General features: G+C 60.4%; 30 protein-coding genes and 3 pseudogenes. 13 read left to right on the forward strand and 20 right to left on the reverse strand.

All coding sequences use genetic code 11. The features are described from left to right. The first annotated feature begins 4 nt into the window (after positions 1–4). Complete coding sequence (locus NUU27_RS06975; protein ID WP_257761365.1) at positions 5–553, forward strand: hypothetical protein; 549 nt, start codon at positions 5–7, stop codon at positions 551–553. A 176-nt stretch (positions 554–729) separates the two neighbouring features. On the opposite strand, the gene NUU27_RS06980 is transcribed toward NUU27_RS06975, so the two are convergent. The 13 genes from NUU27_RS06980 to NUU27_RS07035 form a co-directional block, all read right to left on the reverse strand. Continuing rightward, positions 730–1,377, reverse strand: a complete 648-nt coding sequence (locus NUU27_RS06980) for a glutathione S-transferase family protein (RefSeq protein ID WP_257761366.1) — start codon at positions 1,375–1,377, stop codon at positions 730–732. Then, positions 1,365–1,814, reverse strand: a complete 450-nt coding sequence (locus NUU27_RS06985) for an SRPBCC domain-containing protein (protein WP_257761367.1) — start codon at positions 1,812–1,814, stop codon at positions 1,365–1,367. Before NUU27_RS06985 ends, NUU27_RS06980 begins: the two co-directional genes overlap by 13 nt. Continuing rightward, complete coding sequence (locus tag NUU27_RS06990; protein ID WP_245484868.1) at positions 1,811–2,125, reverse strand: helix-turn-helix transcriptional regulator; 315 nt, start codon at positions 2,123–2,125, stop codon at positions 1,811–1,813. The genes NUU27_RS06985 and NUU27_RS06990 overlap by 4 nt, the downstream gene beginning before the upstream one ends. Positions 2,126–2,574: 449 nt before the next feature. Then, positions 2,575–2,964, reverse strand: coding sequence for an SgcJ/EcaC family oxidoreductase (locus tag NUU27_RS06995; RefSeq protein ID WP_257761368.1), 390 nt, complete (start codon positions 2,962–2,964; stop codon positions 2,575–2,577). Positions 2,965–3,026: 62 nt separating this feature from the next. Next, entirely contained in the window at positions 3,027–3,956 is a 930-nt protein-coding gene (locus NUU27_RS07000) for an EamA family transporter (RefSeq protein ID WP_257761369.1), read from the reverse strand. Beyond that, complete coding sequence (locus NUU27_RS07005) at positions 3,953–4,561, reverse strand: nitroreductase family protein (RefSeq protein WP_257761370.1); 609 nt, start codon at positions 4,559–4,561, stop codon at positions 3,953–3,955. Before NUU27_RS07005 ends, NUU27_RS07000 begins: the two co-directional genes overlap by 4 nt. 94 nt (positions 4,562–4,655) lie before the next feature. Beyond that, positions 4,656–4,883 carry an Rdx family protein gene (locus NUU27_RS07010; RefSeq protein WP_257761371.1) on the reverse strand — a complete coding sequence of 76 codons (228 nt, stop codon included), beginning with the start codon at positions 4,881–4,883 and terminating at the stop codon, positions 4,656–4,658. A gap of 73 nt (positions 4,884–4,956) precedes the next feature. After that, complete coding sequence (locus tag NUU27_RS07015) at positions 4,957–5,397, reverse strand: GNAT family N-acetyltransferase (RefSeq protein WP_257761372.1); 441 nt, start codon at positions 5,395–5,397, stop codon at positions 4,957–4,959. Then, the gene (locus NUU27_RS07020; RefSeq protein WP_257761373.1) at positions 5,384–6,088 is read right to left on the reverse strand and encodes a glutathione S-transferase N-terminal domain-containing protein; all 705 of its coding nucleotides are present in this window, start codon (positions 6,086–6,088) and stop codon (positions 5,384–5,386) included. The genes NUU27_RS07015 and NUU27_RS07020 overlap by 14 nt, the downstream gene beginning before the upstream one ends. Positions 6,089–6,214: 126 nt before the next feature. After that, positions 6,215–7,105, reverse strand: a complete 891-nt coding sequence (locus NUU27_RS07025; protein ID WP_257761374.1) for a haloalkane dehalogenase — start codon at positions 7,103–7,105, stop codon at positions 6,215–6,217. 291 nt (positions 7,106–7,396) lie between these two features. Beyond that, positions 7,397–7,549 (reverse strand): hypothetical protein, encoded by a 153-nt coding sequence (locus NUU27_RS25565; RefSeq protein WP_374565934.1) that lies wholly within the window; start codon positions 7,547–7,549, stop codon positions 7,397–7,399. Between the two features lie 72 nt (positions 7,550–7,621). Further along, on the reverse strand, positions 7,622–8,011 hold the full coding sequence (locus NUU27_RS25570; protein WP_374565937.1) for a DUF1801 domain-containing protein: 390 nt from the start codon (positions 8,009–8,011) through the stop codon (positions 7,622–7,624). Between the two features lie 231 nt (positions 8,012–8,242). Beyond that, on the reverse strand, positions 8,243–8,833 hold the full coding sequence (locus NUU27_RS07035; RefSeq protein WP_257761376.1) for a TetR/AcrR family transcriptional regulator: 591 nt from the start codon (positions 8,831–8,833) through the stop codon (positions 8,243–8,245). A 449-nt stretch (positions 8,834–9,282) separates the two neighbouring features. Between NUU27_RS07035 and NUU27_RS07040 the strand changes: the two genes are divergently transcribed. The 5 genes and pseudogenes from NUU27_RS07040 (at position 9,283) to NUU27_RS07060 (ending at position 12,567) form a co-directional block, all read left to right on the forward strand. Next, positions 9,283–9,468: a hypothetical protein gene (locus tag NUU27_RS07040; RefSeq protein ID WP_257761377.1), complete on the forward strand. Its 186-nt coding sequence runs from the start codon at positions 9,283–9,285 to the stop codon at positions 9,466–9,468. After that, positions 9,455–11,418 (forward strand): annotated as a pseudogene (locus NUU27_RS07045) (recombinase family protein). The gene NUU27_RS07040 and the pseudogene NUU27_RS07045 overlap by 14 nt, the downstream one beginning before the upstream one ends. 28 nt (positions 11,419–11,446) lie before the next feature. Next, a pseudogene (locus tag NUU27_RS07050) lies at positions 11,447–11,653 on the forward strand (transposase domain-containing protein); the annotation flags it as partial. A 68-nt stretch (positions 11,654–11,721) separates the two neighbouring features. Further along, positions 11,722–12,207 (forward strand): SRPBCC family protein, encoded by a 486-nt coding sequence (locus NUU27_RS07055; protein WP_257761378.1) that lies wholly within the window; start codon positions 11,722–11,724, stop codon positions 12,205–12,207. A gap of 9 nt (positions 12,208–12,216) precedes the next feature. Next, positions 12,217–12,567, forward strand: a complete 351-nt coding sequence (locus tag NUU27_RS07060; protein ID WP_257761379.1) for a helix-turn-helix transcriptional regulator — start codon at positions 12,217–12,219, stop codon at positions 12,565–12,567. 73 nt (positions 12,568–12,640) lie between these two features. Here the strand turns inward: NUU27_RS07060 and NUU27_RS07065 are convergent. Next, positions 12,641–12,727 (reverse strand): annotated as a pseudogene (locus NUU27_RS07065) (IS5/IS1182 family transposase); the annotation flags it as partial. A gap of 363 nt (positions 12,728–13,090) precedes the next feature. Continuing rightward, positions 13,091–13,537: a VOC family protein gene (locus NUU27_RS07070; protein ID WP_069437242.1), complete on the reverse strand. Its 447-nt coding sequence runs from the start codon at positions 13,535–13,537 to the stop codon at positions 13,091–13,093. 48 nt (positions 13,538–13,585) lie between these two features. Between NUU27_RS07070 and NUU27_RS07075 the strand changes: the two genes are divergently transcribed. The 3 genes from NUU27_RS07075 to NUU27_RS07085 all read left to right on the forward strand — a co-directional run bounded on the left by NUU27_RS07075 (position 13,586) and on the right by NUU27_RS07085 (position 15,002). Continuing rightward, entirely contained in the window at positions 13,586–14,176 is a 591-nt protein-coding gene (locus NUU27_RS07075) for a TetR-like C-terminal domain-containing protein (protein WP_257761380.1), read from the forward strand. A gap of 102 nt (positions 14,177–14,278) precedes the next feature. Then, positions 14,279–14,692, forward strand: a complete 414-nt coding sequence (locus NUU27_RS07080; protein ID WP_257761381.1) for a nuclear transport factor 2 family protein — start codon at positions 14,279–14,281, stop codon at positions 14,690–14,692. Beyond that, on the forward strand, positions 14,679–15,002 hold the full coding sequence (locus NUU27_RS07085; RefSeq protein WP_257761382.1) for an MmcQ/YjbR family DNA-binding protein: 324 nt from the start codon (positions 14,679–14,681) through the stop codon (positions 15,000–15,002). The genes NUU27_RS07080 and NUU27_RS07085 overlap by 14 nt, the downstream gene beginning before the upstream one ends. A 136-nt stretch (positions 15,003–15,138) precedes the next feature. Here the strand turns inward: NUU27_RS07085 and NUU27_RS07090 are convergent, their stop codons facing one another. Further along, positions 15,139–15,558 carry a helix-turn-helix domain-containing protein gene (locus tag NUU27_RS07090; protein ID WP_257761383.1) on the reverse strand — a complete coding sequence of 140 codons (420 nt, stop codon included), beginning with the start codon at positions 15,556–15,558 and terminating at the stop codon, positions 15,139–15,141. A 90-nt stretch (positions 15,559–15,648) separates the two neighbouring features. Between NUU27_RS07090 and NUU27_RS07095 the strand changes: the two genes are divergently transcribed. Then, positions 15,649–16,137, forward strand: coding sequence for an SRPBCC domain-containing protein (locus NUU27_RS07095; RefSeq protein WP_257761384.1), 489 nt, complete (start codon positions 15,649–15,651; stop codon positions 16,135–16,137). An 892-nt stretch (positions 16,138–17,029) separates the two neighbouring features. Here NUU27_RS07095 and NUU27_RS07100 read toward each other — a convergent pair. After that, positions 17,030–18,082, reverse strand: coding sequence for a LacI family DNA-binding transcriptional regulator (locus NUU27_RS07100; protein WP_257761385.1), 1,053 nt, complete (start codon positions 18,080–18,082; stop codon positions 17,030–17,032). Between the two features lie 520 nt (positions 18,083–18,602). Between NUU27_RS07100 and NUU27_RS07105 the strand changes: the two genes are divergently transcribed. The 3 genes from NUU27_RS07105 (at position 18,603) to NUU27_RS07115 (ending at position 20,655) form a co-directional block, all read left to right on the forward strand. Beyond that, entirely contained in the window at positions 18,603–19,178 is a 576-nt protein-coding gene (locus NUU27_RS07105; protein WP_257761386.1) for a dihydrofolate reductase family protein, read from the forward strand. Between the two features lie 144 nt (positions 19,179–19,322). After that, entirely contained in the window at positions 19,323–20,123 is an 801-nt protein-coding gene (locus tag NUU27_RS07110; protein ID WP_257761387.1) for an alpha/beta fold hydrolase, read from the forward strand. A gap of 88 nt (positions 20,124–20,211) precedes the next feature. Further along, complete coding sequence (locus tag NUU27_RS07115; protein WP_257761388.1) at positions 20,212–20,655, forward strand: SRPBCC family protein; 444 nt, start codon at positions 20,212–20,214, stop codon at positions 20,653–20,655. Between the two features lie 78 nt (positions 20,656–20,733). Here the strand turns inward: NUU27_RS07115 and NUU27_RS07120 are convergent, their stop codons facing one another. From NUU27_RS07120 to NUU27_RS07130, 3 genes are read right to left on the reverse strand one after another with little or no spacing between them, the layout of a single operon-like run. Further along, positions 20,734–21,531, reverse strand: a complete 798-nt coding sequence (locus NUU27_RS07120; RefSeq protein WP_257761389.1) for an arylamine N-acetyltransferase — start codon at positions 21,529–21,531, stop codon at positions 20,734–20,736. Further along, positions 21,524–22,921, reverse strand: coding sequence for an MFS transporter (locus tag NUU27_RS07125; protein WP_257761390.1), 1,398 nt, complete (start codon positions 22,919–22,921; stop codon positions 21,524–21,526). The genes NUU27_RS07120 and NUU27_RS07125 overlap by 8 nt, the downstream gene beginning before the upstream one ends. Before the next feature lie 7 nt (positions 22,922–22,928). Then, positions 22,929–24,518 (reverse strand): FAD-dependent monooxygenase, encoded by a 1,590-nt coding sequence (locus tag NUU27_RS07130; RefSeq protein WP_257761391.1) that lies wholly within the window; start codon positions 24,516–24,518, stop codon positions 22,929–22,931. Positions 24,519–24,527 lie beyond the last annotated feature (9 nt).

Below are 24,527 nucleotides of genomic sequence, written 5' to 3' on the forward strand. Positions count from 1 at the left end.
GCCAATGGACACAGCGATCATCTCAAACCCTCGCAGCTTTCTCGAAGGCCTCACGGCCAGTGGACCTGCCGCCGAATATGCCGACCAACTTATGCTTTACGGACAATTCGTCGGCGACTGGTTGGCGGAAACGGTTGAATTCTCAGCGGACGGCACTGTAACCCATTCCCAATGGGATATTCGGTTCGACTGGGTGCTCGAAGGGCGCGCGATCCAGGATCTCTGGATCACACCGGTCAGGAACGGGACTGAGGTCCGCTGGTCCGAACCCGGGAACCGATATTCGACGACATTACGGGTCTACGATCCGAAGATTGACGCGTGGCACATAATCTGGATCAACCCTCCGGGCGGATACATCACCCGGCAGCTTGCTCGCAAGGTCGGTGACGAGATCATACAATTGGCTGATGTCGATGCCTCGGGGTCGCTGACCCGGTGGGTTTACCGCGACATCACGCGAAACAGCTTTCGCTGGTGCAACGAACGTTCTGTCGATCAAGGCAAGAGCTGGCGGCTTATGCAGGAGATGCGGGCGAAGCGACAAGGGTGACGAGCGGCATGACGTCGCATTGCATGATACGTTCGAGGCCCGCTGCGATAGCTGGCCCATCCCCATAGATTCACCTGCACTGACGGCAGGGAGCGCGCCGAGGGATCCGTCTGGTTCCGAACAAACGGGACCTACGGCGTTGAAACTGGGCTAGTCAGCCTCCGCACCAGATAGGTTCAGGCGGCATCCGCTGCGCCGAAATGAGCCATCTGGTCCGCATATGCCTTTGCAAAGGACGAACGAGCAGTTGCCCTTGTGACATAGTCGCGGCAGGCGGGATATTGCGCCAAACCGCCGAACCGGTTGACTAGACGCAGTATGTCCGCCATGGCGATGTCGGCGATAGAGAAGTTTTCAGTCAGCCATTCGCGCCCAGCCAGGACCGGTTCAAGGTGTTTGAGGCGGGAAACCATTAGGAAGTCGTCCAGACTCTTCCATCCTGGAGTATCGCCTGCATTGCCGGATATTTGAAAAATGGACCAAGGCAGGCTCGCCATTTCGACTGAATTGAGCGCTGCGAACAGCCATTCCACCACCTTGTTGCGACCCTGCCGATCGGCAGGCATCAACTTTTCACTTCGCTCGCCCAGATGCAGAAGGATCGCACCACTCTCGAAGATCGAGATGTCTCCATCAGTCAACCACGGCACTTGTCCGAAAGGCTGGCGGGCGAAATGTGCCGGCTGCCGATCGCCAAACGACGTGCTCTCGACCCGATAGGGCAACCCGGCCTCTTCCAGTGCCCAACGCACACGGATGTCGCGTACATAGCCCCGAGGAAACTCGGGAACCCAATCGTAGGTAGTGAGGACTAATTCATCCATTCGGCATCTCCCAGGAAAATCTGCAAATTGTCGAGAAGGCCGCTCCAGCCAGCCTCGTGGCTCTCGCGCGCGTCCTCATCGGGAAGGCGCTCATGGATGAGTGTCAGTTCGGTGCCGCCATCGAACGGTTTGAGCAGAAACGTGACCAGCGATTCTCGCTCCGGCTTCCCGGGCCATTCCCATGTGAAAACGAGCTTCTCCTCGGGAACCACTTCCCGGTAAACCCCGGTGGGATTGTGCTCACTTCCGTTCAGCATCCGAAATACGATGCTGAAGCGGCCGCCAGGTCGTACATCGGCCACGGCTTTGAGTGTCGAACCGGCGTCCGGGCCCCACCATTGCATTATCAGTTCAGGCAGGGTGATCGCCGCGTAAACCTTCGCGGGAGAAGATATAATTCTCCGAACGATGGTTATGCTGGGGAGGTTCTTCGTCATTCCCCGCCATCCTTTTCCACGAACGCAACAAGCCGGTCGAGGCTCGCCGTCCAGAAGCGCTCATACTGGTTGAGCCACTCCATTGCCTCTTGCATTGGCTCGACCGACAAACTGATCGCCACGGTGCGGCCGGTTTTGGTGCGCGTGATCAGTCCCGCAGTCGACAAGACATCCAGATGCTTCATGATGCCGGGAAGCTTCAGCGAGAGCGGCCGGGCTAGCTCACTTACCGAAAGCCCCGGTTCGTCCTTTAGTCGCGAGAGGATGCTTCGCCGAGTGGGATCGGAAAGGGCAGAGAATGTGCGATCCATCGCAGAGGCTCGATACTTCACCATGTAGCAAAGTATTATTCATCGTGAGAACCGTGTCAATCATTCGACATCACAGCCCGTGAGATTTTCAGACGGCTGACCCCGACGGTCGATGCAGTCCATTCCGGATAGCGATCCTCTATGGCGAAAGCTTCGAAGGCGAAGATGAAAACCCGGGCAATCAGAACTGCGGTTGTCACATTCGGAACTGCGGACCCAAAATGCCGGCGACATGCAATCGGGCTGCGAATACCCGCTTCGATGTCATCAATATCCGGCTGATCGGCTGAACAAAGCTGGCGCAATAGCCCGCGGGCGCCGCTCTGTATCCTTGTTGATCCGAATGGACAATACCTGTCAGTACCCGTCCGGGTGCAAGGCGACAGTACCAGTTTTCTGAGTAATGCCTCAATTTGATCCCCCGGCTTCCAATCATCCTGGAGTTCACCTTAGCTTTTCGGCGTCAAAAGGTTGGCGTCACGCGCGACCCGCCAGCGGCCATCCGCTTCCCTGCGGAACAGTGTCAGGGTGTAGCCCGCACGCTGCATCGGCTCGCCGGCCGCGGGAGTGATGCTCAAGTTGATCCGGTTGCGCGTAAACGCCCAATTTCCATGGATCTGAAGCTCGACGACGTCATTGGTTCCGTCGATCTGCATCCCCGCTACACCAAGCTGGTTGGCGGTCGCTTCGAAAATCTCTCGGCCAAACGGCTCCTGGCCTGGGACCATGAAGACCACGTCATTAGTCATAAGCGAGAGGATCGTGGCGGTGTCACCGGACTCGCTGGCCCGCATCCAAGTGGCAATGACTTGCCGGATCGCCTGTTCGTCTTCCGTCATTTCTTTCTCCATCTGAGCTATTGCGTCGGTTCAAAAAGCAATTTCGCGATAAGGCAAGTCAATCAGCGAAGCCGAACTTGAAACTGAGATATGACCTTCTTCTGCGAACGCTGGCCGAACCAGATGCCGCCGACGATCAGGATCATTCCCGAGCACTGGGCGGGCGAGAGCGTCTGATCGAGGAAAAGCCAGCCCAGCACGACCGCCGTCAGCGGGCTGAGGAAGAGCAGAAAGGACACCACGGCCGGCTCCAGTCGAGCAATCCCCCGCAGCCATAGGAAATAGGTTGCTGCCGCGCCGATCAGGCCGAGCCAGGTGAAGCCAAGTGCGTTAGCCGCAGTCAGGTCTGACGGAAAAGGTTCCAGCGACAGTGCAACGGGCAACAGCAGCAGCCCCCCGGCCGTCAGTTGCCAGGCGGTAAAGGTGAGTGCGGATACCGGCGGTTGCCACTTCCTGCTCAGAACCGTTCCGCAGGCCATCGACAGAGCGCCGCCAAGACCGGCCGCGATCCCGATCGGATCAAGCCTTGCCGCCGGCGTCAGAACAAGGAGCGCCACGCCCGCAATTCCAACGAGAGCCGCCGCTATTGCCGCCGGTCGCGCCGGGTTGCCGAGGGCGAGACGCGCGAGCCCTATCACGATGAGCGGCTGGATGGCGCCAACGGTTGCGGCGACGCCGCCCGGTAACCGGTATGCCGAGACGAATAATAGCCACCAGAAAACCGAAAAGTTGAACGCGCCAAGCAGAAAGCTGCGCCACAGCCAGATCCCGCGCGGCAATGTCCGAACGATCACAAGCAGCGCAATGCCTGCCGGCAGCGCTCTCAGCATGGCGACGGTGAGAGGGACACCGGCAGGCAGCAACTCCGTGGTCACGACATATGTGCTGCCCCAGATGGCCGGCGCGATCGCTGTCGACAGAATGTCGAATCCGCGTATCGACGGCGCCCGCGGTGCTGCCGGATCATCGACAGGTGCGGAATTGCTCGTCATGCGAACTCCAGGACTTCCTGCAGCGGCCGCCGCGGCTTCTGCGGCCAGTTGTCGGGCAAAGTTCTGCCGACCGTCATGAGCAATACAGGGACCTCGTCCGGACCAAGGCCGAACTCCCGCACGACCTCGTCGGGATCGAAGCCGACCATCGCGCCCGTTGCGAGGCTGTTGGCTGCCGCAGCGAACATCAGGGTCGCAGCCCCGAAGGTGGCGGATCGGATGGCCTCGTCGCGCTGCATTCGGGCATTGCCTGTGTAAAGCGCGTTCGCGCCCCTTACCCAAAGCACCGACGTCGCCTCCGGCATGAACCCAGCTTCGACGGAAGGGCGAAGCCTTTCCGGCAGAACGGAATGATCGGGTAACTGGCCGCAGATGATGAAAGTCGCCGAGGCCTCGAGGACTTTTGCCTGCCTGCCGGCGGCCTCCCACAATTTTCGCTTGGCCTCTGGCGTCCGGACCGCGATGAAGCGCCAGTTCTGGAAATTGAATGCAGACGGTGCAAGCGTGGCGAGCCGAACGAGTTCGGTCAGGCCACTGTCTGGCAACAGGTGAGCCGGATCGTAATAGTTGGCTGAAATGCGCTTCTCGATCGCGTCGACAAGCACACGATGGCGGTTGTTTACAGGTTCCATGAGAATATCCGCTATGTATTCTTGAAATAGACCAGACCTTGCGGGTCGCTTTTCCTCGGCTGCCCGGCTATTTCAGCGCCGCCCGGACAGATCCGACGATTTCAGCGGTGTCCGGAAAGTGCCCCTTGATGCGTTTGGCCACGACTTCGCCGTTGACGCGTATTTCGAAGATACCGCCTTTCCCGGCCACAAGATTCGTGGTGATTGACAGGTCGCGTTGGAGCGCATCGACAGCTTCCGCTGCTCGCTTTCCATATCCGCACGGCTTGCAATAGGTGATCGTAACGTCGTTCATTGTTTCGGTCCTTTCATCGATGCGGGACTGAGTGATAGGGGGAGAGCGTCGCCTGATCGGCGGCACCGCATTGCTATTCGATGACTCCGTTTTCCCGGTTGCGCTCGGCTGGAACGACGAAGGAGCACAACATCGCGGACCGCATCTGGTTGAATCCGCGTTTGAGGTAGAAATCTTCCTTGCCTTGTCGGGCATAGAGGATGATCCGCTTGTGATGCCGCACCTTTTGCTTGAGTGCTTCGAGGATGCGGGAGCCGAGACCGTATCCCTGGAAATCGGGATGAACCGCCATGTCGCAAATGACGGCGCAGTCGACTTCGTCGCCAAAGGCGCGTCCGGCGCCGATGAGCCTGTCGTGGTGCCGCGCAAAGATGCGGTACCGGCTGTTGCGAAAAGCCTCGACGATGGCGGAGGCGGGCCGATCTCCAAGCCGCGCGGCGGCGTAGAGACCGGCGAGTTGAGCCTCGTCACGGAAGGATGAGACGAGTGCCACGTCGGCTTCAATGCCGTCCATGGTCTTGCTCATCCACGTTCGCGCCGAAAACAGGCCTCTCTGGGACTTGCAGCGGTCGACCGGTGTACACATCCTTGCTGTCGCCATAAGCCCTCATGACCGCAGCTCGGGTGCGGATCGCCTCGAACCAGCGAAAGAGGTATGGATAGTCCTGCAGGCGTTGATCGTGCGCAGCGTGGGGAACGATCCACGGAAAACAGGCCATGTCAGCGATGGAATAGTCGCCCGCAATGTAGGATCGGTCAGCCAGGTGTCTGTCCAGTACGCCGTAGAGCCGAGCGGTCTCGCCTCGGTAGCGCTCGATCGCATAGGGAACCTTCTCGTTCGCATAGACGTTGAAATGGCCGATCTGGCCGGCCATCGGCCCCAGGCCTGCCATTTGCCAGAAGAGCCACTGAAGGACACAGAGGCGGGCGTCCGGCTCGGCGGGCAGGAACATCCCGGTTTTCTCGGCGAGATAGAGGAGGATTGCACCTGACTCGAATACCGACACGGGCCGACTACGCCCCGCCGGAGCGCGGTCGACAATGGCCGGAATGCGCCCGTTCGGGGATATCGCGAGGAACTCTGGCCGGCGCTGCTCTCCCTTGGAGAGGTTCACCGTCACGATTCGATAGGCGAGGCCCGCCTCCTCGAGGAAGATGCGAACCTTGTGGCCGTTTGGCGTTGCCGCGTAGTGCAGGTCGATCATGCCAGATCCTTCCTTCTTGTCGCGCTTCCGATTGGCGGAGTGCCTCAGGCACGGGCCCCATGCAGCACGTGCGTCGGTTCACTGGCGTGTCCTGTCGGCGGTCCGCTTGATTGCGGGCAAAAGGCACTAGGCGGCGTTGCGCGTCTCGTTCCTTGCGATCCATTCGGCGACAGAACGGCCGATTGTTTCAGGGTGGTCTTCCTGCAGGTAGTGCGCGCCCGCCCCGAGCTGGACGAGTTGGCAATCGTGCAGCTTTGCGGCAAACGCTTCGGCGAAGGCCGGGGAAACCAGTGCACCCGGATCCCCGGCAAAGAGCAGCTTGGGATAGCGCGAACTCGCGAGAGCGCGATGCGCTTGCTCCAGCATTTCATTCACGTCCGCCGGCTCGCCGGCGATAGGCAGTTCGTTCGGTAGGCGCCAGGTAGGCTTTCGCGATTCCGGCGTGGCGAACGGAGCGCGATAGACCGCCATTTCCTCGTCGCTGAGTTTCCTGATGATGGAACCAGGCAATACACGCTCGACGAACGCATTTCCGTCGATGATCATGCGCTCGCCTTCACCGGGCGTCCGGAACTTGCGGAACGACTCGCGCGCTACCTCCGCCTGATGGAAATCGCCCCAGCTCGGCATCGGCCGAATGAACTCCATGAAGGCCAGGCCACGGACGAGATCTGGTCTGCGGGCCGCCAGATAAAAAGCGAGCGCCGTTCCCCAGTCCTGGGCGACGAGATACGCCGACCCGATTCCCTGAGCTTCGATGAAGGCATCGAGATAGCGGGCGTGATCCACGAAACGGTAGTCGGTGTCGGGCTTGCCCGATTGGCCGAAGCCGATGAGGTCGGGAGCAATGCATCGGGCTACCGGCGCCACGTGCGGCAGGATATTGCGCCAGATGTAGGACGAGGTGGGATTGCCGTGCAGGAAGAGGGCGACGGGCTCCTCCTGCGCACCCGCCTCCCGATAGGCCATGTGGGAATCTAGCACCGCGCGATGAGGAAGAGAGATGTCGAATTGCATGCGTTTGACCTTTATTGATCTGTTTCGATCGCCAATGCGGAGCTCAAGTGTTCAGCTCGATTGGCTAAGATCCTTAAATAATACGGTCGTACGTATTGAGTCAAGGGCTCGCCTTTCTTCTTGGTGGAAGACCTGAGTGGCGGCGCGTTTCTGGGGATTGGCGAATTCGCCGCCCCTTCGTGAATATCGAATGACCGGCGTGCGTTGACGTAATAGGTGGCTTTCTTCGACCTGGATCGGGAACCGAATGGAATCGGCCATTGGCCTTTCAGCGCCGAGATGCGCTGTCGGTCAGAAAATCATGCCACCACATCCGCAATACGCGGCGGAAACGGGCGAAGCGAAAATCATCCCCAAAACCGGACCGTTCGCTGGAATCGAGGTTCTGATGACCGCCGCATAAAGGGAGATCGTGTCGAAACCCGCATCGATGCGGGTTGCCAATTCTCCGTCTGCGGGGCGCTGGCTTTTCGCCTGCTTCGTCGACTTGGGCCGCTGCCCGCTGCCGGGTTGATCTTACGCGGCGGGGTCGTCCCCGGTAGCCGAAATCCATCTGGCAACCAGCCCGACGATTTCATCACGCTGCTCGAGAGGATCGGCGATACGAAGGACGCCGCGATCTGGAGCAGCCCACTCGATCTTGCCCGTCGGATCAACGAATGCAAAATCCTCATTCTGTCGGACTTTTGCGCCGCGGTGAAAAATCAGTTCCAGTTGATCACGGGGATGCAGCCGCATCGTGATGCGGTCTTGGCCTTCCCAACAGAAGCTTGGAGCGTTCCACTTGACCTGCTCGGTGACAGTTGGAAACGCTTCGAGGATTATCCGGCGCAATGCGAGGATCTCACCAATACGCTTGTGCGAAAGGTTGTCCAGGAAGTCACCGACAGTTCTTGTTTTCGCCATGCCAATTGCCCGTCTGCACGATTATCCTGAATGCCGAATCCGGGCACCATGCTCGTTGGAGAAGGCCCGTCTGGCTCCTGCCGAAACGCGAAGCTGGATGCCTGTCGTGTTGATAAAACGGCCTCCACAACAGATTATTCCATTTGCCGGGCCGCTGAGCTGAGTTGAAACGCCGCGTCCTCAAGTCCGTCAAGAAAAATCCTGCTGTCGAAAACGGCTTCGCCACATCGTTTACCTGCATTCCTTAAAAACTGTAGCGAAAACGATCTTCTTGAACCGCTCCAGCGCCGCCTCACTGCGTTCGACCTTCATGCGCATTATCGCACCTTCCCATGAAGACAGGAGGAAATCGGCGAGGTCTTCCGGAGTAAAGGTGGAATCGATTTCGCCCGTCGACTGCGCTTCCCTTATACATTCGGCAAAACGGTCGCGCCATTCCAGGAATATCTCCGACAGACGTGACCGAAGCATCTCGCTGAGCGGCGCGGCCTCGAGACTGAAGTCCCCGATCAAACATCCCCGTTCGAAGTCATCCGCGTTCAGGCGACCGGTGATGATGTCGAGATATTTTTTCAGCCGCTCTCGTGGTGTCAGGTGTCGATCGTCTAGCGCCTGGGAAACGAGGTCTCCGACATGTACGAAATATCGATCCAAAACGTCGCGGCTGAATGCTTCCTTTGACCGGAAATGATTCGTAAACGAACCTTGCGGAACGCCCGCCTCCGCAACCACGTCGCGAACACTCGATCCGGAATACCCCTTGCGTAGCATGACGCGAAGCCCGGCATCCAAAATATCTTCTCTAAGTGATTTCCTTGCCATCTTGCATTAATGCGTCCGTCCGTATTATTTGTCAATCTGATCGAATAGGGAGGGAGCACCTATGATAATTTGCAGCCGGATGGCCTATCCATGCGGCTGGCCGACGTCGGCGAAGTTGTTGAGCAAGTAAAGGTGGTTGTGGGGACCGCACTCCACTTCTTTTCATCAGAGTCGCGGCATGTTGACCTGATGGTCACCGATACTCGGGCGGATCGCGATGGTAAACCTCATACAACCAGGCACGCGACTGCCCCCGTCAGGACGATTGCGACCGTCAGCGGCAACCGCCATTACCGCTCCGGCGTGGATGATAGATCCCGTGGCGTGCGCAGCAATGGATCTGGGATCCCCGCATGTGTCGCTTGCTGCACTGCTTGATCTCCACGAACTCTTGATCGAGCACAATTTCCGACGAGGCTCTCCGGATGGTTTCACCACGGAGACTCAGTATGAGGACCTTGCCACCACCGACACGATCCCTGGTGATTGTTCGCCAGCTCAGCATGCCCCTCGATTCGCAGAAGCTGAACGAGTTGAGTTCAATGCAACGGACCATGGTAATCGCCCGGCTTGCCAACGTGCTGATGGCCGCTGCCGGCGTCGCGACGGAGGAGAACCGCGATGACGAGCAGTAATCTGATTTCGGCCACCATCCTCAAGCGCAAAGCGGTGGTCTATGTGCGTCAGTCCAGCCAGGCGCAGGTCCAACTCAACCTTGAGAGTCAACGCCGGCAATATGAGTTGGTCGACGATCTGTGCACCGGTCATGTGGGCGCGGTCCTTTGTCTGGAGGCGTCCCGCCTGTCGCGCAACGGACCGGACTGGCATCGGCTGCTCGAGTTGTGCGGCGAAGTCGATGCACGCGTGATCGATCTGGACGGGATCTGCGATCCGGGATTGCCGAACGATCGCCTGCTGCTCGGCATGAAGGGCAGCATCAGCGAGTTCGAGCATGGTGTACTGCGCGCCCGCATGTACGAGGCCGCTCGCGCCAAGGCGCAGCGCGGCGAACTGCGCATCTCCGTTCCCTTCGGCTATGTCTGGCACCGCGATTGCGGTCTCGGATTCGACCCCGACATGCGCCTGCAGGAGACCATCCGCCTGATATTCGCGCGTTTCCGCGAACTCGGCAGTGCGCGCCAGGTCATGATCTCGATGATCGACGATGGCGTGCATTTCCCCAGACCCTCGGACGGCAAGAAGATGGTGTCCTTCGACCGGGTTCCGGTTCGCTACCGCAACGTGATCTCCGTTCTGAAGAATCCATTCTACGCCGGTGCTTATGTCTATGGTAAGAGCGAGAAGCGCACTGAGATCGTTGATGGCCGCGTTCGCATGAGCTATGGTCACTACAAGCCGGCCAGCGAGTGGGCGGTGGTGCTCAGGGACCATCACGAAGGCTATATTGGATGGAGCGAGTACGAGCGGAACCAGGAACTTCTCGCCGCCAACGCCTATGGCAAAGCCGGCGGCGTCAAGTCGGGCCGCGGCGGTCGCGCGTTGCTCCCGGGTCTTCTCTCCTGTGGCCGCTGCGGGCGAAGGTTGGTTGTCACGTATGCCGGACGTGGCCAAGGTTATCCGGTCTATCGTTGCGAGCGCGGCAACACCATGATGGCGCAGGCGCGGTGCATGTCGTTCAACGGCTTTCGCGCCGACGCGGCGGTGATCCGCGAAGCCTTGGAGGCGGTTGCGCCGATGACGATCGAAGCGGCGTTGGAGGCCGAACGGATGCAGCTGGCGAGCGAGGCCAGGCGCCAGCAGATGATCGAGTTGGACCTGCAGCAGGCGCGCTACGAGGCATCGCTCGCCGAGCGCCGCTATGCCGCCTGCGACCCCGAAACCGCCTCATTGCGGTCCAGCTCGAGAAGAGCTGGGAAGCGACGCTCAGGCGCGTGGAGAGCTGCGAGGCTCGCCTGAGCGAGGTCCAGCGCGTGGAACCGGTCGATGCGGATCCAGACTTCACGGGCTTCGCGCAAGATCTTGAAGCCGCCTGGAACGTACCGGGTGTCGATATGCGATGCCGTCAGCAGCTCCTGCGCGCGCTCATCAAGGACATCGTGGCGGAAGTCGATGATGACGCGCGCGATGTGATCCATACCATCCACTGGCATGGAGGCCAGCACTCGCAGGTGCGTGTGCGCAAATCCAAATCCGGCGAGCATGGGCAGCCTACGCCCGAAGAAGCCCTGGCGATCATGCGATCCACAGCAACGCGATGGTCCGACGCCGATATTGCCGCTACCCTCAACCGCATGGGCATGCAGACGGGTCAGGGGATGACCTGGACCGCCTGCCGCGTCCAGTCGCTGCGCACGGTGCACAAGATCAGCGGCTACCGATCCTCCAACAAGAATGGCGAATGGCTCACCATGTCGGAAGCGGCCGCCCGGCTTGGAGTCTCGCACGTCAAGATCCGCCGTTTCATCAGGGACGGCATACTGCCCGCCGATCAGGTCATGCGCGGTGCACCGCACCAAATCCGCGCCAGCGACCTCGAAGATGAACGGATCAAGGCCGATTTGGCGCGTAAAACTCCGCGTCGCATCAACGATGACGACCAGAAATCGCTGTTTTCCGCCAATTGAAAAGGGGATGCATAATGAATCAGTCTTCGCGCTCAACCGCAAGAATGCGCTCTTTGCCGGATCCGACGGCGGCAGCAGCACATGGGCGACCATCGCGACCGTGCTGACGACGGCCAAGCTCAACGGCGTCGATCCATTCGCCTGGCTGAAACTCACTCTCGAGCGCCTCGCTGCCGGTTGGCCCAACCGCGACGTCGATGCCCTCAAGCCTTGGAACTATCCGGCCAACCCCTGAACGGGCCCGCCTTCGCGTTTACCCCAAAGATGTCAATTGGCAGAAAATAGTCGACAAAGGATTCGATCATGCTGCGTATGCGAAGTTCCGTTTGTATTGAGGCGCCGGCCGTGCGGGTCTGGCAATGTCTCTCGGCGATCGAGAACATCGATTACTGGGTCCCGGCCATCAATCGCGCCTATTGCGAAACCGACCAGAAGGCCGGTGTCGGCGCAGTGCGCATCTGCCATCTCGATAAGTTCGATGTGCGCGAGGAGTTTCTCGAATGGGAGGAAGGCAGAAGTTTCAAATATCGCGGGGTTGGCGCGCCGATGATGGCGTGGGCGACAAATCGATGGCGCGTTGAGCCGGTGGGTGACAAGACACTGGTGACAAGCGATGTTGAGATGATGGTCAAGGGCGGCGTTCTTGGACGACTTCTGGAACCCATCATTTATCTTGCGCTGCGGTTGGGACTGCCGAACGGCCTTGCGCCGCTCAAATATTATGTGGAAACCGGCGAGCCGTTCAACGGCGATCCCCGGCGACTACCGTTGGCCGACGCGATCTGCTGAAGCTTTTGCGTGGCGGGCTTCGCTGATCCGTATCTTGGCCGGGCGCTGACGGCTTTTCACCGCACACCGACGGCGTCTTGGACCGTGGCCGATCTGGCGCGGGAGGCCGGACTGTCGCGCACTGGTTTCGCCGAACGCTTCACGTCGCGGCTGGGCGTGACGCCGATGGCCTATGTCACCTCGTGGCGTATGCAGATCGCGCGCGAGGCGCTGGCCCAGCGGGGATTGTCAGTGGCCGAGGCGGCGGAGGCTTCGGGCTATGCGTCCGAATCGGCGTTTAGCCGGGTGTTCAAGAAAGAGATCGGCGTGTCGCCCGCCGCGTTTCGACAATCAGGCTCCACAAGGCGCGAAGCAGCCTAGGCATGGGACGACTTCAGGTCCAAGTGGCAACGATTGAAACCAGCGCCAAGGCGGCGAGGTAGTTGCGCGGCAGCTAATCGTATCTTGTGGTGATGCGGCGCCAGTTTATCAGCCGCCCGAACATGCGCCTGGTGACGTTGCGCCGCCGGTATGCGACACGGTCAAGTCGGGTCGATGGGGGTCCGCAATGGCATAAGCGTTTACTGCTTTGCACCTCCGGAAGGCCAGGCGACTATCTTCGGCTTGTCGCGCTCGAAGCCGCCGGGGAAGAAGACATTCAGCAAGCGTGCATTTCTGGACGTAGAAGATTTCGTCATTCGTCTAATGGCTGTGCGCACCGACACCGTCCTATCCCGGTTTCAGTATCCACTCTGAAACGCAATACCGGCATCCGGTCTCGGCTTCGTCTGCCTTGAACACCGCAGCCAGTTTTCCCATCTCGTAGCGCCGCTCGCCATCGGCAGGCAGGCTATGACGTCTCGTGCGGACATTGCACACCCGGCATCTGCCATTGGTGCAGCGCTCATGATCCAGGCTCCTCGTCCCAGCGGCGCTGCATCTCGTCGGGGTTCAGTTTCTCGATGGTTTGCGACAGCATCCATCGGTGGCCGAACGGGTCCAGCACCATGGCGTTGCGCTCACCGAAACTCTGATCGGTCGGGGCGCGCAGGACTGTTGCGCCGGCATCGACGGCGCGAGCCAGATCGTCATCAACCGCTTTCGTCGACAGGTGCAGTGTGACTGGCGAGCCGCCGATCGTGTCAGGGCTGAGAGCGCCGAAATCCGGGTATTCGTCGGCGAGCATGACGATGCTGTCGCCGAATTTCAGTTCCGCATGGCCGACCCTGCCGTCGGAGGGATCCGTCATGCGGAACTCTTCGGTCGCACCAAATGCAGCAATATAGAACGCGATAGCCGCCTTGGCGTCTTTTGTGACGATGTAGGGACTAACGGTTGTGATCGAAGACATGGTTCAACCTTGTATTCTCTTTTTAATTACGTTACGACTCGTAATATAATGAGTCAAGTTCGATCAGATAAAAAAAGGCCCCGCGGCCGGCCGCCCAGCCAGGTTGCCCGGAAACGGGCGCTTTCGGCGGCGCACGACATCCTCATGGAAGAGGGGTTCGGGCGTCTGTCGATCGAGGCAGTGGCGGCAAAATCGGGAGTCGGAAAACCCACGATCTACCGGAACTGGGCGAATGCGTGTGAACTCGCCATGGCGGCGCTGATGGTGGCAGGTCCAGTGGACCTATCCGAGCGGGACGGCTCCCTGAAGTCCAGCCTGACCACGCAGATGAGAACGCTGGTGAAAGCATTCGCGACGACGCGGGGCCGGCAGATCACCATGGCACTCGCGGCGGCGGACCCGGAAAGCGAAATGACGAAGGCGTTTCGCAACCATGTGATCCTGTCGAGTCGGGAAGCCGGACGCGGCCTGATTGAGCGGGCCGTCCAGAAGGGCAACATCGCCCGTCCGGACGACATCGAGGTTGTCCTGGACATCATCTACGGACCGGTCTTTTACCGGTTGCTGGTTGGCCATCGGCCCCTGGATCGAACTTTTGCGGATCATCTGGTGGCCGCGGCACTCAAGATTCTCGAGTGAGCCGTCGATGACCAGAACACCAGCGGCATGCCTCGCGCCCAATGGTGCGTTGATGATCGCACCGACCGAAATGCAGTCCCGCTGGTAGGAGGAGAAGGCCGGATGAACGATGATACTCAAGTGCAGCTTGAAGCCGCTGAACAAGCCTTCAATGCGGCGATGGTCAGCAACGATCCAGATGAGATCCGAAAGTGTATTACAGATGACTGGGTGCTTGTCACACCGGAAAGTGGCCCCTTGCCGGCAGAGAAGATGCTGGGCCTGATCGCGTCCGGCAGTCTTACGCACGACACGATGACGAAGACGATATATCACACCCACGACCTGGGCGACGTCGCAACGGTTACGGGACGCTGCCAGAACTCCGGGAGGTTTCAGGGTGCTCCCATCAGCGCTGACGAATGGGTCACCGATGTCTATCGCCGGGTGGACGGCGAATGGCGCTGCGTCCTGACGCATCTCGCACCTGCCCATGGTGAGCCGCACGGGGGGTCACCCGCAGATGACGACGAGTGATACGTTTCGTGACTTGTCACTTTCGCTGCAAGGCTCGGTTGAAGTGGCCCATTTTGACAGGCGGGCCTTCAAGGTACGCCGAATCTTCGCGTCGCTTGCGGCAGACGGTGAAACGGCAAACCTTTACCTCACACCACCTGAGCAGGAGTACTGGCGCGGCCTCTTTCCTGATACTTTTGCGCCCGTCTCGAACAAGTGGGGTGCCAGGGGTTGGACTCAGGTCAGGCTCGCGACGATCGGGTCGATGGAGCTTCTTCCTGCGCTACGCGCAGCATGGTCCAATGGCGGTGGTTCGGAGCCGCCGGAATGACGACTGTACGGGTGAATGGCCATAAAAATTGACTGCGCCGGGAAGTGCCACGGACCCATCCGGGCCAAACGGACGTTCGAGCGGCGCGCGGCGAATTAGGCAGATGAGACCATATCGCAAGATTTCCACGTCGCAGCTAATGGCGGTTCTGCGGAACTTCCAGGATGTCTTCGTGCGCGCCGGTTGCGCCCCATCTGACGATTTCCGTCAGGATTGGAAGAAGCGCCTTGCCACGCGGGGCGAGCGAATACTCCACTCTTTTGGGCACGACCGGATATTCCTTGCGATGAAGCAATCCGAGTTCGGTCATGTCCTTCAATTCGCGGCTGAGGATGCGCGGGGTAATCGGTTTGCCCAGACAGCCCTTCACCAGCGACCTCCCGATTTCTCCGAAGCGCAGTGGACCACGGTGAAGGACGCACAGGATGTGCAGCTTGTAGCGACCGCCCACAATCTTGTTGAACGCGATGGCCGGGCAGAGCGTGATATGGCTCATGTCGAGGCCAGTCAGGTGCGAAACCCCTGGACCTCGATAGGTTTCATCATCCAGCGCCACAACAAACCTCCATACTATCGTTTTTGTCCGTATTTACGAAATCGTACTACTCCATGTAGCCTGCAATCAACGACGAAAAGGAGATCATAGATGGCAGGTGCAACAACCCTCGGCGACGATGGCAAGGTAACGGTCACGACGGACCCGAAATCGGGTGATATTGAAGCGGCAGCAGTCTTCGACACCACGCCAGAACGTCTGTTTCGTGCTCTCACCACCAAAGAAGTTTGCGACTGGTGGGTCCGGCCGGGCGTCTTCAATACCGAAGAATGGACCGGTGATGTCCGCGAAGGAGGGCTCTGGGCCGCGGCGGGTGTCGGTGGTGGTCGGCCCTACCAGCTTGAAGGTGAATTCATCACTGTAGATGGGCCGCGCGAACTCGTGCATACTTGGAAGCCCGTAGGTGCACCAATCGAACCGGCAACGCTGTCCTACAACCTCGAACCTCAGGCGGACGGCGTGCGTCTGACTCTGCGCCATGCTGGCCTGCCGAACGAGGAGGTTCGCGAGAAAACACGCGCCGGCTGGGAAACGAGTCTTGTTCGACTTCGGGAAATCATTTTGGCCGAAAAGGGCTAACTTGCCTCGTGGCCTATGATGAAGCACTTGCCGCCGGCGTCCGCAACGCCTTGTCGGACGCGGGCAATCGGCGGGAGCAGGAGATGGTGGGCGCACTTTGCTTCATGTTCAGGGGCCAAATGTGCTGCAGCCTCACCGAGGACGCTTTAATGGTCAGGGTAGGGCGCGACGAATGAAACACGGCCTTGGCGGAAAACAACGTGCGTCCGGTCGAGACGTCCGGCGGGCGCAGGCCGCGTGGGTTTGTCCTCGCTGATCCAGTGGTGTCGAGACCGACGATGCGCTGAAACACTCGACTGCACACGGACTTAGATTTGTCTCCACATTGGCAGCAAAGTGAGAAACCGACTAATCCGGTCTGCAGAGGTGGGAAAAATGCGGCCATTTGAACGAGTGAAGCAAGGGGCAGCTTTGTCCCGCACCGTTGCCGCTAGACCTGTCCACCCTGAATGTCGCTGTTCGGTGAGAAAGTTGCCAGCGAGTCAATCTATCTGGCAACAAAGGTCAACCGGGCGCTATAATCAAATTCTCGACGATGGAATATCAATGGCTTAGTAACTGCCAAAGAGGCAATCTGTGTGACATGCCACATTACCCAGCGGTACGATTGTCATCAGCGAACCTTCGAACGCGCTCCGCTACCTACACGATTTTATATTTGTGCGTTTCAATACTCGGAAAGGATTTAACAGTTACCCTCCAAAGGTAGCGGTCTCAGGTCTGAATCCGCATGGGCGCGCGATTCTTCGACCATGCAGATCCAGTGGCGGTGATGCGGTGAGATGTCCGCGAGTGGTGATATCGGGATCAAAGGCGGCATTCACCTGCAGAAATCGCGCTAATCGGTTGGACAGGCAGCCATTGCTTCGAACGAACGTCGGCAACACGCTCCTTATGCTCTGCCTGGCGCCTTGCCGGTGGTGTCTCGTACGATCAGCCTCGTCGGAACGATCTTCCGGGTTTCTTCCGGACCGTCCAGGATCATCCCGACCGCCAAACGTCCCATGACATCGATTGGCTGCGCGATCGTGGTCAGGGCCGGCGACGCGGTGGCCGCGACCGGAATGTCGTCAAAGCCGGTCACCGACACGTCGCCCGGAACATTTCGGCCCCGCGACCGCAGCCATTCGATGGCAATCAGAGCGATCCGGTCGGACATGCAAAGCAGGCCGGTTGGCCCATTTTGACCCTCATAGAGTTCCGCCAGGGCGGCGATGACGCTCTTCTCCTCGTTCCTCGTCTGGTAGATGGGCATGGGAAGAAGCCCGAGGCTCTCGGCGGCCTCAAAATACCCCCGAATGCGATCCGCGGTTGAAGAGTATTCTGCCGCCTCTGCTTCCGAGCGCATCGCCGGACCACTACCTGAGCTATCTCCAAAGGGCATTGAGAGAATGGCGAGGTGACGATGGCCGAGGGCTGCGAGGTGATCGACGGCGAGCCGCGCTCCGGCAACATTGTCGACGCCGATCACCGGAATGCTGGGATCGTCGACACCGAGTTCGAGCGCAACAAACGGTAGTCCCCGCTTCCGAGTCAATTCGACAAGCCGGGAGCCGCCCTCAATGCAGAACAGAATGAACCCGTCGACCAGCGCGCTGCCGATGTTCCACGCAAGGGCCTTGTCGCTGGCGGCAGATACGAGCGAAAGTCCCGCGCCTCTTGCATCGGCCTCGCGCGACACTGCGGCCAAAATCGCGCTGGCAAATGGATCCTCGAAGAAGAACGCCATAGGCTCGGCGGTTGCGACGCCGATGGCGTTGACGCGCCGCGAGTTCAAGACGCGTGCAAGCGGGTCCGGACCCCGATAGCCGATTTTGAGGGCGGCCGCCTCGACCCGCTCGCGAACCTTCTTCACCACGCGATCGGGGTGATTGAAGACGTTCGACACGGTTCCGTGCGATACGCCGGCTTCCCGCGCCACATCTCTAAGCGTTACCTTCTTCATGCCTTCCCATAACATGCTGTTTGGACCGGTCCAATATTTTTCTTGACATAGCAATTTGACCGGTCCAAAGTTGCCTAAATTGGACCGGTCCAAAGACGTTTCGGTCCGACGGGACAAGGAGATCAGTCATGGACCCCCTCCAAGCTGCAATGATCGCAAATTGGGCCCTGAGCAATGGTCGGCACCGGCCGGACGCGCCGCGAACCGCAGAAAAGTCCCTCGGATCAGTCGGCCTTCTCAGGAGAGTTCTTAGCCTGAAGCAGATCTTGCGCCGCCGGCATTCCCATCACGAGGCCCGGCAGGGCCTCCGGGGCACCACGGGGGCGCACCCCTGTCAAAGCGGTCGGAACGAAAGAAATCTCGAAGGCGTGTCGTAAACCGGAGGGGCCATCCGTCCTCAGGATACGAAACGCAAAGATTGGTGACAAATCACGGGTCGGAATCGACCTGAGCCAAGTTTTGCAGGTGGAACGAACCAAAGCGAACTCTCACGGAACGCATGGTTAAAGGAGTATGATCAATGACCAGGAAGCTCGTAGTCAGTTGCTACATGTCCCTCGACGGCGTCGTCCAGGACCCGGTGGGGATGGAAAATTCGGGCCTTGGAAACTGGACGGGTCCGTTCAGCCGGGGCCCGGAAGGCGACGAAATCATGCACCAGGAGCTCTGGGCGGCGGACATCGTTCTGCTCGGCCGCACGACCTATGACGGATTTGCACCCGTCTGGCCGACCATCGACGACGAGGCCGGCTTCGCGCGCAAACTGAACGCGATGCGCAAATACGTTGCGTCCAACACGATGCAGCAGGCGGACTGGACCAACACCTCGGTGCTCTCGGGCGATGTCGTCGGCCAGGTCAAGGACATCAAGGCCGAGCGCGGCGGCGATATCGTGATCTACGGCAGCGCCGGGCTAGTGCATTCGCTGCTGCCGCATGGCGTCGTCGATTCCGTCCATCTGCTGATCTATCCCACCGTTCTCGGTCGCGGGACGCGCCTGTTTCCCGCGGATTTCTCATCCGAGTTGGAACTGAGGGAACTCAAAACGCTGGGCTCGGGAATCGTCCATGCCGTTTACGGCCTCGGCGCTGCCTGAGGTCGCGATGGGCTCAGGTAACCAACGCTCATCCCTAGCTTCAAAGGAGTAACTTCAATGGAAAGACGGACATTCATGCTTGCGGCGCCGACGCTGGCGCTTGCGGGCCTCGCTCTCAAAGCCGAACCGGCAAAGGCACAGACAGTGCGCGAGGTCGACCGGGGCTATGTGGACGTCAACGGCCTCCACATGTACTTCGAAAGTCACGGCGCGGGTGGCACGCCGCTCGTATTGATCCACGGTGCGTTTTCCGCCACCGGAACATCGTTCGGCCAGTTGATACCGGGGCTGTCCGCCAGCCGCCGTGTCATCTCGCTGGAAATGCAGGGGCACGGCCACACTGCCGACATCGACCGGCCCCTGCGGCTGGAATTCATGGCCGACGATATTCCCGCCGCGCTCGATGCTCTCGGCATCGAACAAGCGGATGTCTTCGGATATTCGATGGGGGCCTCGATCGCGCTCAGAACCACGATCCGGCACCCCGGTCGCGTGCGCAGGATGGTGTTCATGGGATCGACATTTCGCGCCGATGGCATCCAGCCGGGGCTCATCGAAGGGCTGGCCCAGATGCAGCCCGAGATGATGCACGGCACGCCATTCTACGAGGAATATGTCGAGATCGCGCCGAGTCCGGAGAATTTCGACCGGCTCTTCGCCAAGAAAGCCGAGATGGACCGCGCAACGACTGACATCCCGGACGAAACCATTCGGGGTATCGGCCAGCCCGTCCTGCTCATTGCCGGCGACAGCGACTTTCCGACGCTGGAGCACATGGTGCGCTTCTTCAAGCTGCTGGGCGGCGGTGTTTTCGGAGACACCCCTGCGGGGCTGCCACGGTCGCAACTCGCGATCCTGCCGGCAACTTCGCATATCTCTTCTGCCAGCCGCGCCGACATCCTGCCGAGCATCATTACAAAATTTCTGGATCGCGAGATCGCGTGACAAGCACCGGGCCGGCCTTGCGCGCGGGAGGCGCGGGAACCATCAATCCGCGCCCGGACGATGACGCCAACCCGAAGGGAGAACAACCATGCCCAACACCGTCCACTTGCACCGGGTCATCGCCGCCAAGCCGGAGAAGGTCTACCGGGCGTTTCTTGAACCGGATGCAATCGCCAGTTGGCTCCCGCCATTCGGCTTCACCTGTTCCGTCCATGAACTGGAGGCCAGGGTCGGCGGCAAGCACAGGATGTCGTTCCGGAACTTCACGACGGGCGACAGCCATTCGTTCGGCGGCGAGTATCTGGAGCTCGAACCGGGCAAGCGGCTCGTCTACATCGACAGGTTCGACGATGCCAATCTGCCCGGTGAGATGAAAGTGACCGTAGTGCTGAAGGCTGTCTCGGTCGGCACGGAGATGTCCATTGAACAGGATGGCGTTCCCGACGCGATCCCGCTCGAGGGCTGCTATCTCGGCTGGCAGGAGAGCCTGCGAAAGCTCGCCAAGCTCGTCGAGCCGGAAATCAATGACTAGGATTTCACCGCGCAAACATCGTCCGACCAGGGTTTGTTTCGTGCATCCATGCATGCGAGGCGTAAGCCAGCTCCTATTCTACTGGCTTCCAATACGCTCAAGCACCATCCGCCAGGATGGATCGAAGGGAAGTTGGAAAGTACTGCGGATCGCGCCTTCCAACCCGGCCACGTCGAGGTGGGTTCGCTCCAGGATGCCGGCTTGATTCCTTCGCGTCAGACGGTTGCCGGAAACGACGATCCTCTCTTCCGGTGTAGTGCGGGCAAGGATCAGATCGGTGGCAAAGTGAGACCGGGTGGCTGCCATCTCATTCATGCGGACATACTCGCCCGGTTCGGCCGGTGCGCGGCGCACTTCGTAGACCCGGGCCCAATCGCCGTCGAGTTTGGCTTCGAGCATCCAGCCATCGGTGGTGGGTTTGAGCCGGAAGTGCTCGTGCGCGGTTTTCCGGGCGGTCTCGGTTCCGAAATCGAGGGCCGAGGTGGGCACGCAGGTTCCGAAACCGGCATCGGCCAGCCAGTCGCGCCCGTCGAGATGTATGCGGGTCGCCATGTGAGACCAAGGGCCGGGTGTCGCGTCGGGCGGCATCATCCACCACACCCTTGCGATCAATCCTTCGGTTTCGAAACCGAGCGCCGTCAACGCTCGGAGCAGAAGGGAATTCTGCTCGAAACAGTAGCCGCCGCGCCGCGCGTCGAGCAGCTTGGCATCAACCGCGTCGGGGGACAGATCGGGGATCTTGCCGGTCAGCGGATCCAGCGCCTCGAAGGTGATCGCGTCGGGCTGACGCGCAAGGATGGCGTTCAGTACGTCAATGGTCGGCCGGCGAACGCCGTTGTAGCCGATGCGGTCGCAGTACCGGTCGAGGTCAAGCATTGGCGTTCTCCTTTCGTCTCTGGTTTTCACGGTCGGTGTCGGGAGGGTCGACCAATGTCCAGGCAGCCATCGATTGCGCAAGAACAGCCACGGCAGTGATCGCAAACACGCTTTCGACCGCGTCGGCAGGTCCGCTCACGGACAGAGCCGATGCGTAGATGCGACCCAGCAGCATCAGACCGACCAAACCGCCGATCGCCCTGAACATGGTCACGCTGGCAGTCGCCGCGCCCAAATCGTGCTGCCCGGCCGACCCCTGTCCGAGCAGAACAAGAATTTGTACCGTCATGCCGAGCCCAATGCCGAGGATGGCCAGTGCGCATGCGACATATATCGCCGGCGTGCCGAGACCAGCTCCGCCCAGCATGAGCATGCCGACCAGGGCCAAGCCGGAGCCGGTTATCGGGAACACTCGGTATCGATTGATATGTGCGGAAAGCTGACCGCTTGCGATCGACGCCGCCAGCATGCCGCCGACGAGCGGCAGGACCGCAAGTCCGGCTCGGGCGGGATCGAGCCCCTGGACGGACTGCCAGTAGACCGGCGCAAAGGTCATCGCGGCGAAGATCGGGATGCCTGCAAGGAAGCTCACGCCAATTGCCGCAGCATAGGCCCGGTTTCGGAAGAGATGCAGGGGCACGATCGGTTCGGGTACGCGCATTTCGACCAGGACAAACGCTATCGCCGCCGCGACGCCGAGACCAAGGAGCAGGACCGGCGATGGGAGACCAGGGACGTCGCGCCCGGCAAGCGAAGCAACGACGAACGCGCCGAGGCTGGCAGAAAGGAGCAATCCACCTGCATAGTCGATACGCCACGACCGTTTGGAGTACGTTCCCGGAATTGACCAGGCGATGGCGGCTGCAGCAAGGGCGCCGATTGGGACGCTGACATAGAAGATCCAGCGCCATGACAGGAACTCGGTGATTACCCCGCCGAGAAATGGTCCGGCGACGGTCGAAACCGCCGCTGCCCCGCCGAACAGCCCCAGGATCCTCGCGCGGTCGCGCATCACGGCGATATCGCCCGCCATGGCAAGCGAGACCACGATCAGACCACCGCCGCCAAGACCCTGAAGCGCGCGAAACACGACCAGCGACCGGATCGAAACGCTGGCGCCGCAAAGGGCCGAGCCGGCGATGAAGAGCGCGAGGGCTGTCAGCAGGACGCGCTTGCGTCCCATGAGATCGCCCAGCTTGCCATAGACGGGCGCAGCGACTGTCGCCGTCAGAAGGTACGCCGTCACGACCCATGGCAGCATGGCCGAACCGCCGAGATCATGAGTGATCCGCGGCAGCGCCGTGGCGACGATCATCTGATCCAACGAGGCTGCGAGCATCACCAACAGCAGCGCTGCGACGGTGATTGTGCGTTTCGCCGATTGTGCCATGGCGGCATCAGGCCCCTTGAAGCCCGGGGCTGGTCAGGACGCGCGTCCAAGCGTCTGCCAATGCCACCTCGGCCGCCTCGCCAGCGCCCTCGGTGCGCCAGGCAACGAAGCCATCCGGTCTGACGAGAACCGCCCCGGTGTCTCTGGCGCCGTATCTCTCGGTCCATTTCCCTTCGATGTCGGTTAGGTCCCGACCCATTCGGTAGCAGGTGAGGTCGAGGCCGGCATCTGCCGCGGCCCGGCACCAGGCGTCGCCTTGCGCACCGGCCAGCAGCACGAAACCGCCGCCGAACAAGTCGAGCGTTGAGATCTCCTGTCCTTCGTACCGGAGCTTCAAATGCGGTGCGCGCGTGCCTGGCTTGCCGGATAGAGTCTCGAAGGGTTCGAAAGGCGGCATCTTCGGCACCGGACCCTCGGGCAGGACCGCGCCGCGGTCGTAGCGCTGCCCGAAGACCACATCATAGTCATCGACAATATCCACAGGTGGCGGCAGCCGTTTGGCGGGATCGTCAAACCACTGTCGAAGGCGTGCAAGCGCTTGCGCGACCGTTGCTTCGATCACCGGTCGGCGTTCCGTATCATAGGTCTCCAGAATCGATGGCGAAGCCTTACCCAGAATGACCATGGCGAGCTTCCAGGCCAGGTTGTGCGCGTCATGGATGCCGGAGTTGCCGCCAAATGCTCCCGGCGGCGGCATCAGATGAGCCGCATCGCCGACAAGGAACGAGCGGCCCTTGCTGAACCTGTCGGCGACATGGGCTGCGACCTCCCAGGGGCGCGCATCGACAAGTTCGGCCGTGATGTCGGAGCGCCCCGCCGCGCGAACCACCAAATCGCGGCAGCGCGCGGCGTCGAAATCCTCCGGCCGTTCTCCCTTCTCCGGCAGATACTGGAGCGACAGCAGCCACCGTCCGTCACCACGGGGAATGATGGCGGCATTGATGTCCGTCACGAAGCACGAGGTGAAGCGCCTGCCGTCAATGGTGGGCGGCATATCCGTCTCGAAGATGATGTTCATCCAGTTCTGGAGCACGCCGGCACCACTTCGGCCAATGCCGAGCATGTCGCGCGAGCGTCCGTTGGCTCCATCAGCGGCGATGAAATAGTCAGCGTAAATCGTGTACTCTTCGCCCGTCTCGACGTTGCGGACGCGCGCGCACACCTCCTGCGCGTCCTCTTCGATTGCAAGACACTCCGTGCCGAAACGAATGTCGGCGCCTGACTGCTCCGCCCTGCGTCTCAGGATTGGTTCGAGGATATTCTGGTCGCAGGTGGCCGGTTGGGTCGGGCTGACGGGGCTTGCGTCGGGCCAAGCAGCCCCGCTCCATTGAAGATCGGGATCGGCAAGATTCTTGCCGCGCGCGATCCCTCCGCCCTGCTGATCGCCTGTGCGGTTGGCGCGAATCTCGTCCTCAAGTCCAAGACTGCGGAAGATTTCCATGCTACGCGGCGAGATGCCGGCAAACTTGTACTGGATCGACGTATCCGTGTGTCGTTCGACAAGGACGCAACGGACACCGTGATGCGAAAGCAAACAGGCGGCCGTCAGGCCATTCAGGCCGCCACCAACGATCAGAACCGAAATATTGGTATCCATACTTCTCTC

Source organism: Nitratireductor sp. ZSWI3, assembly GCF_024655565.1.
Classification (GTDB): domain Bacteria; phylum Pseudomonadota; class Alphaproteobacteria; order Rhizobiales; family Rhizobiaceae; genus Nitratireductor.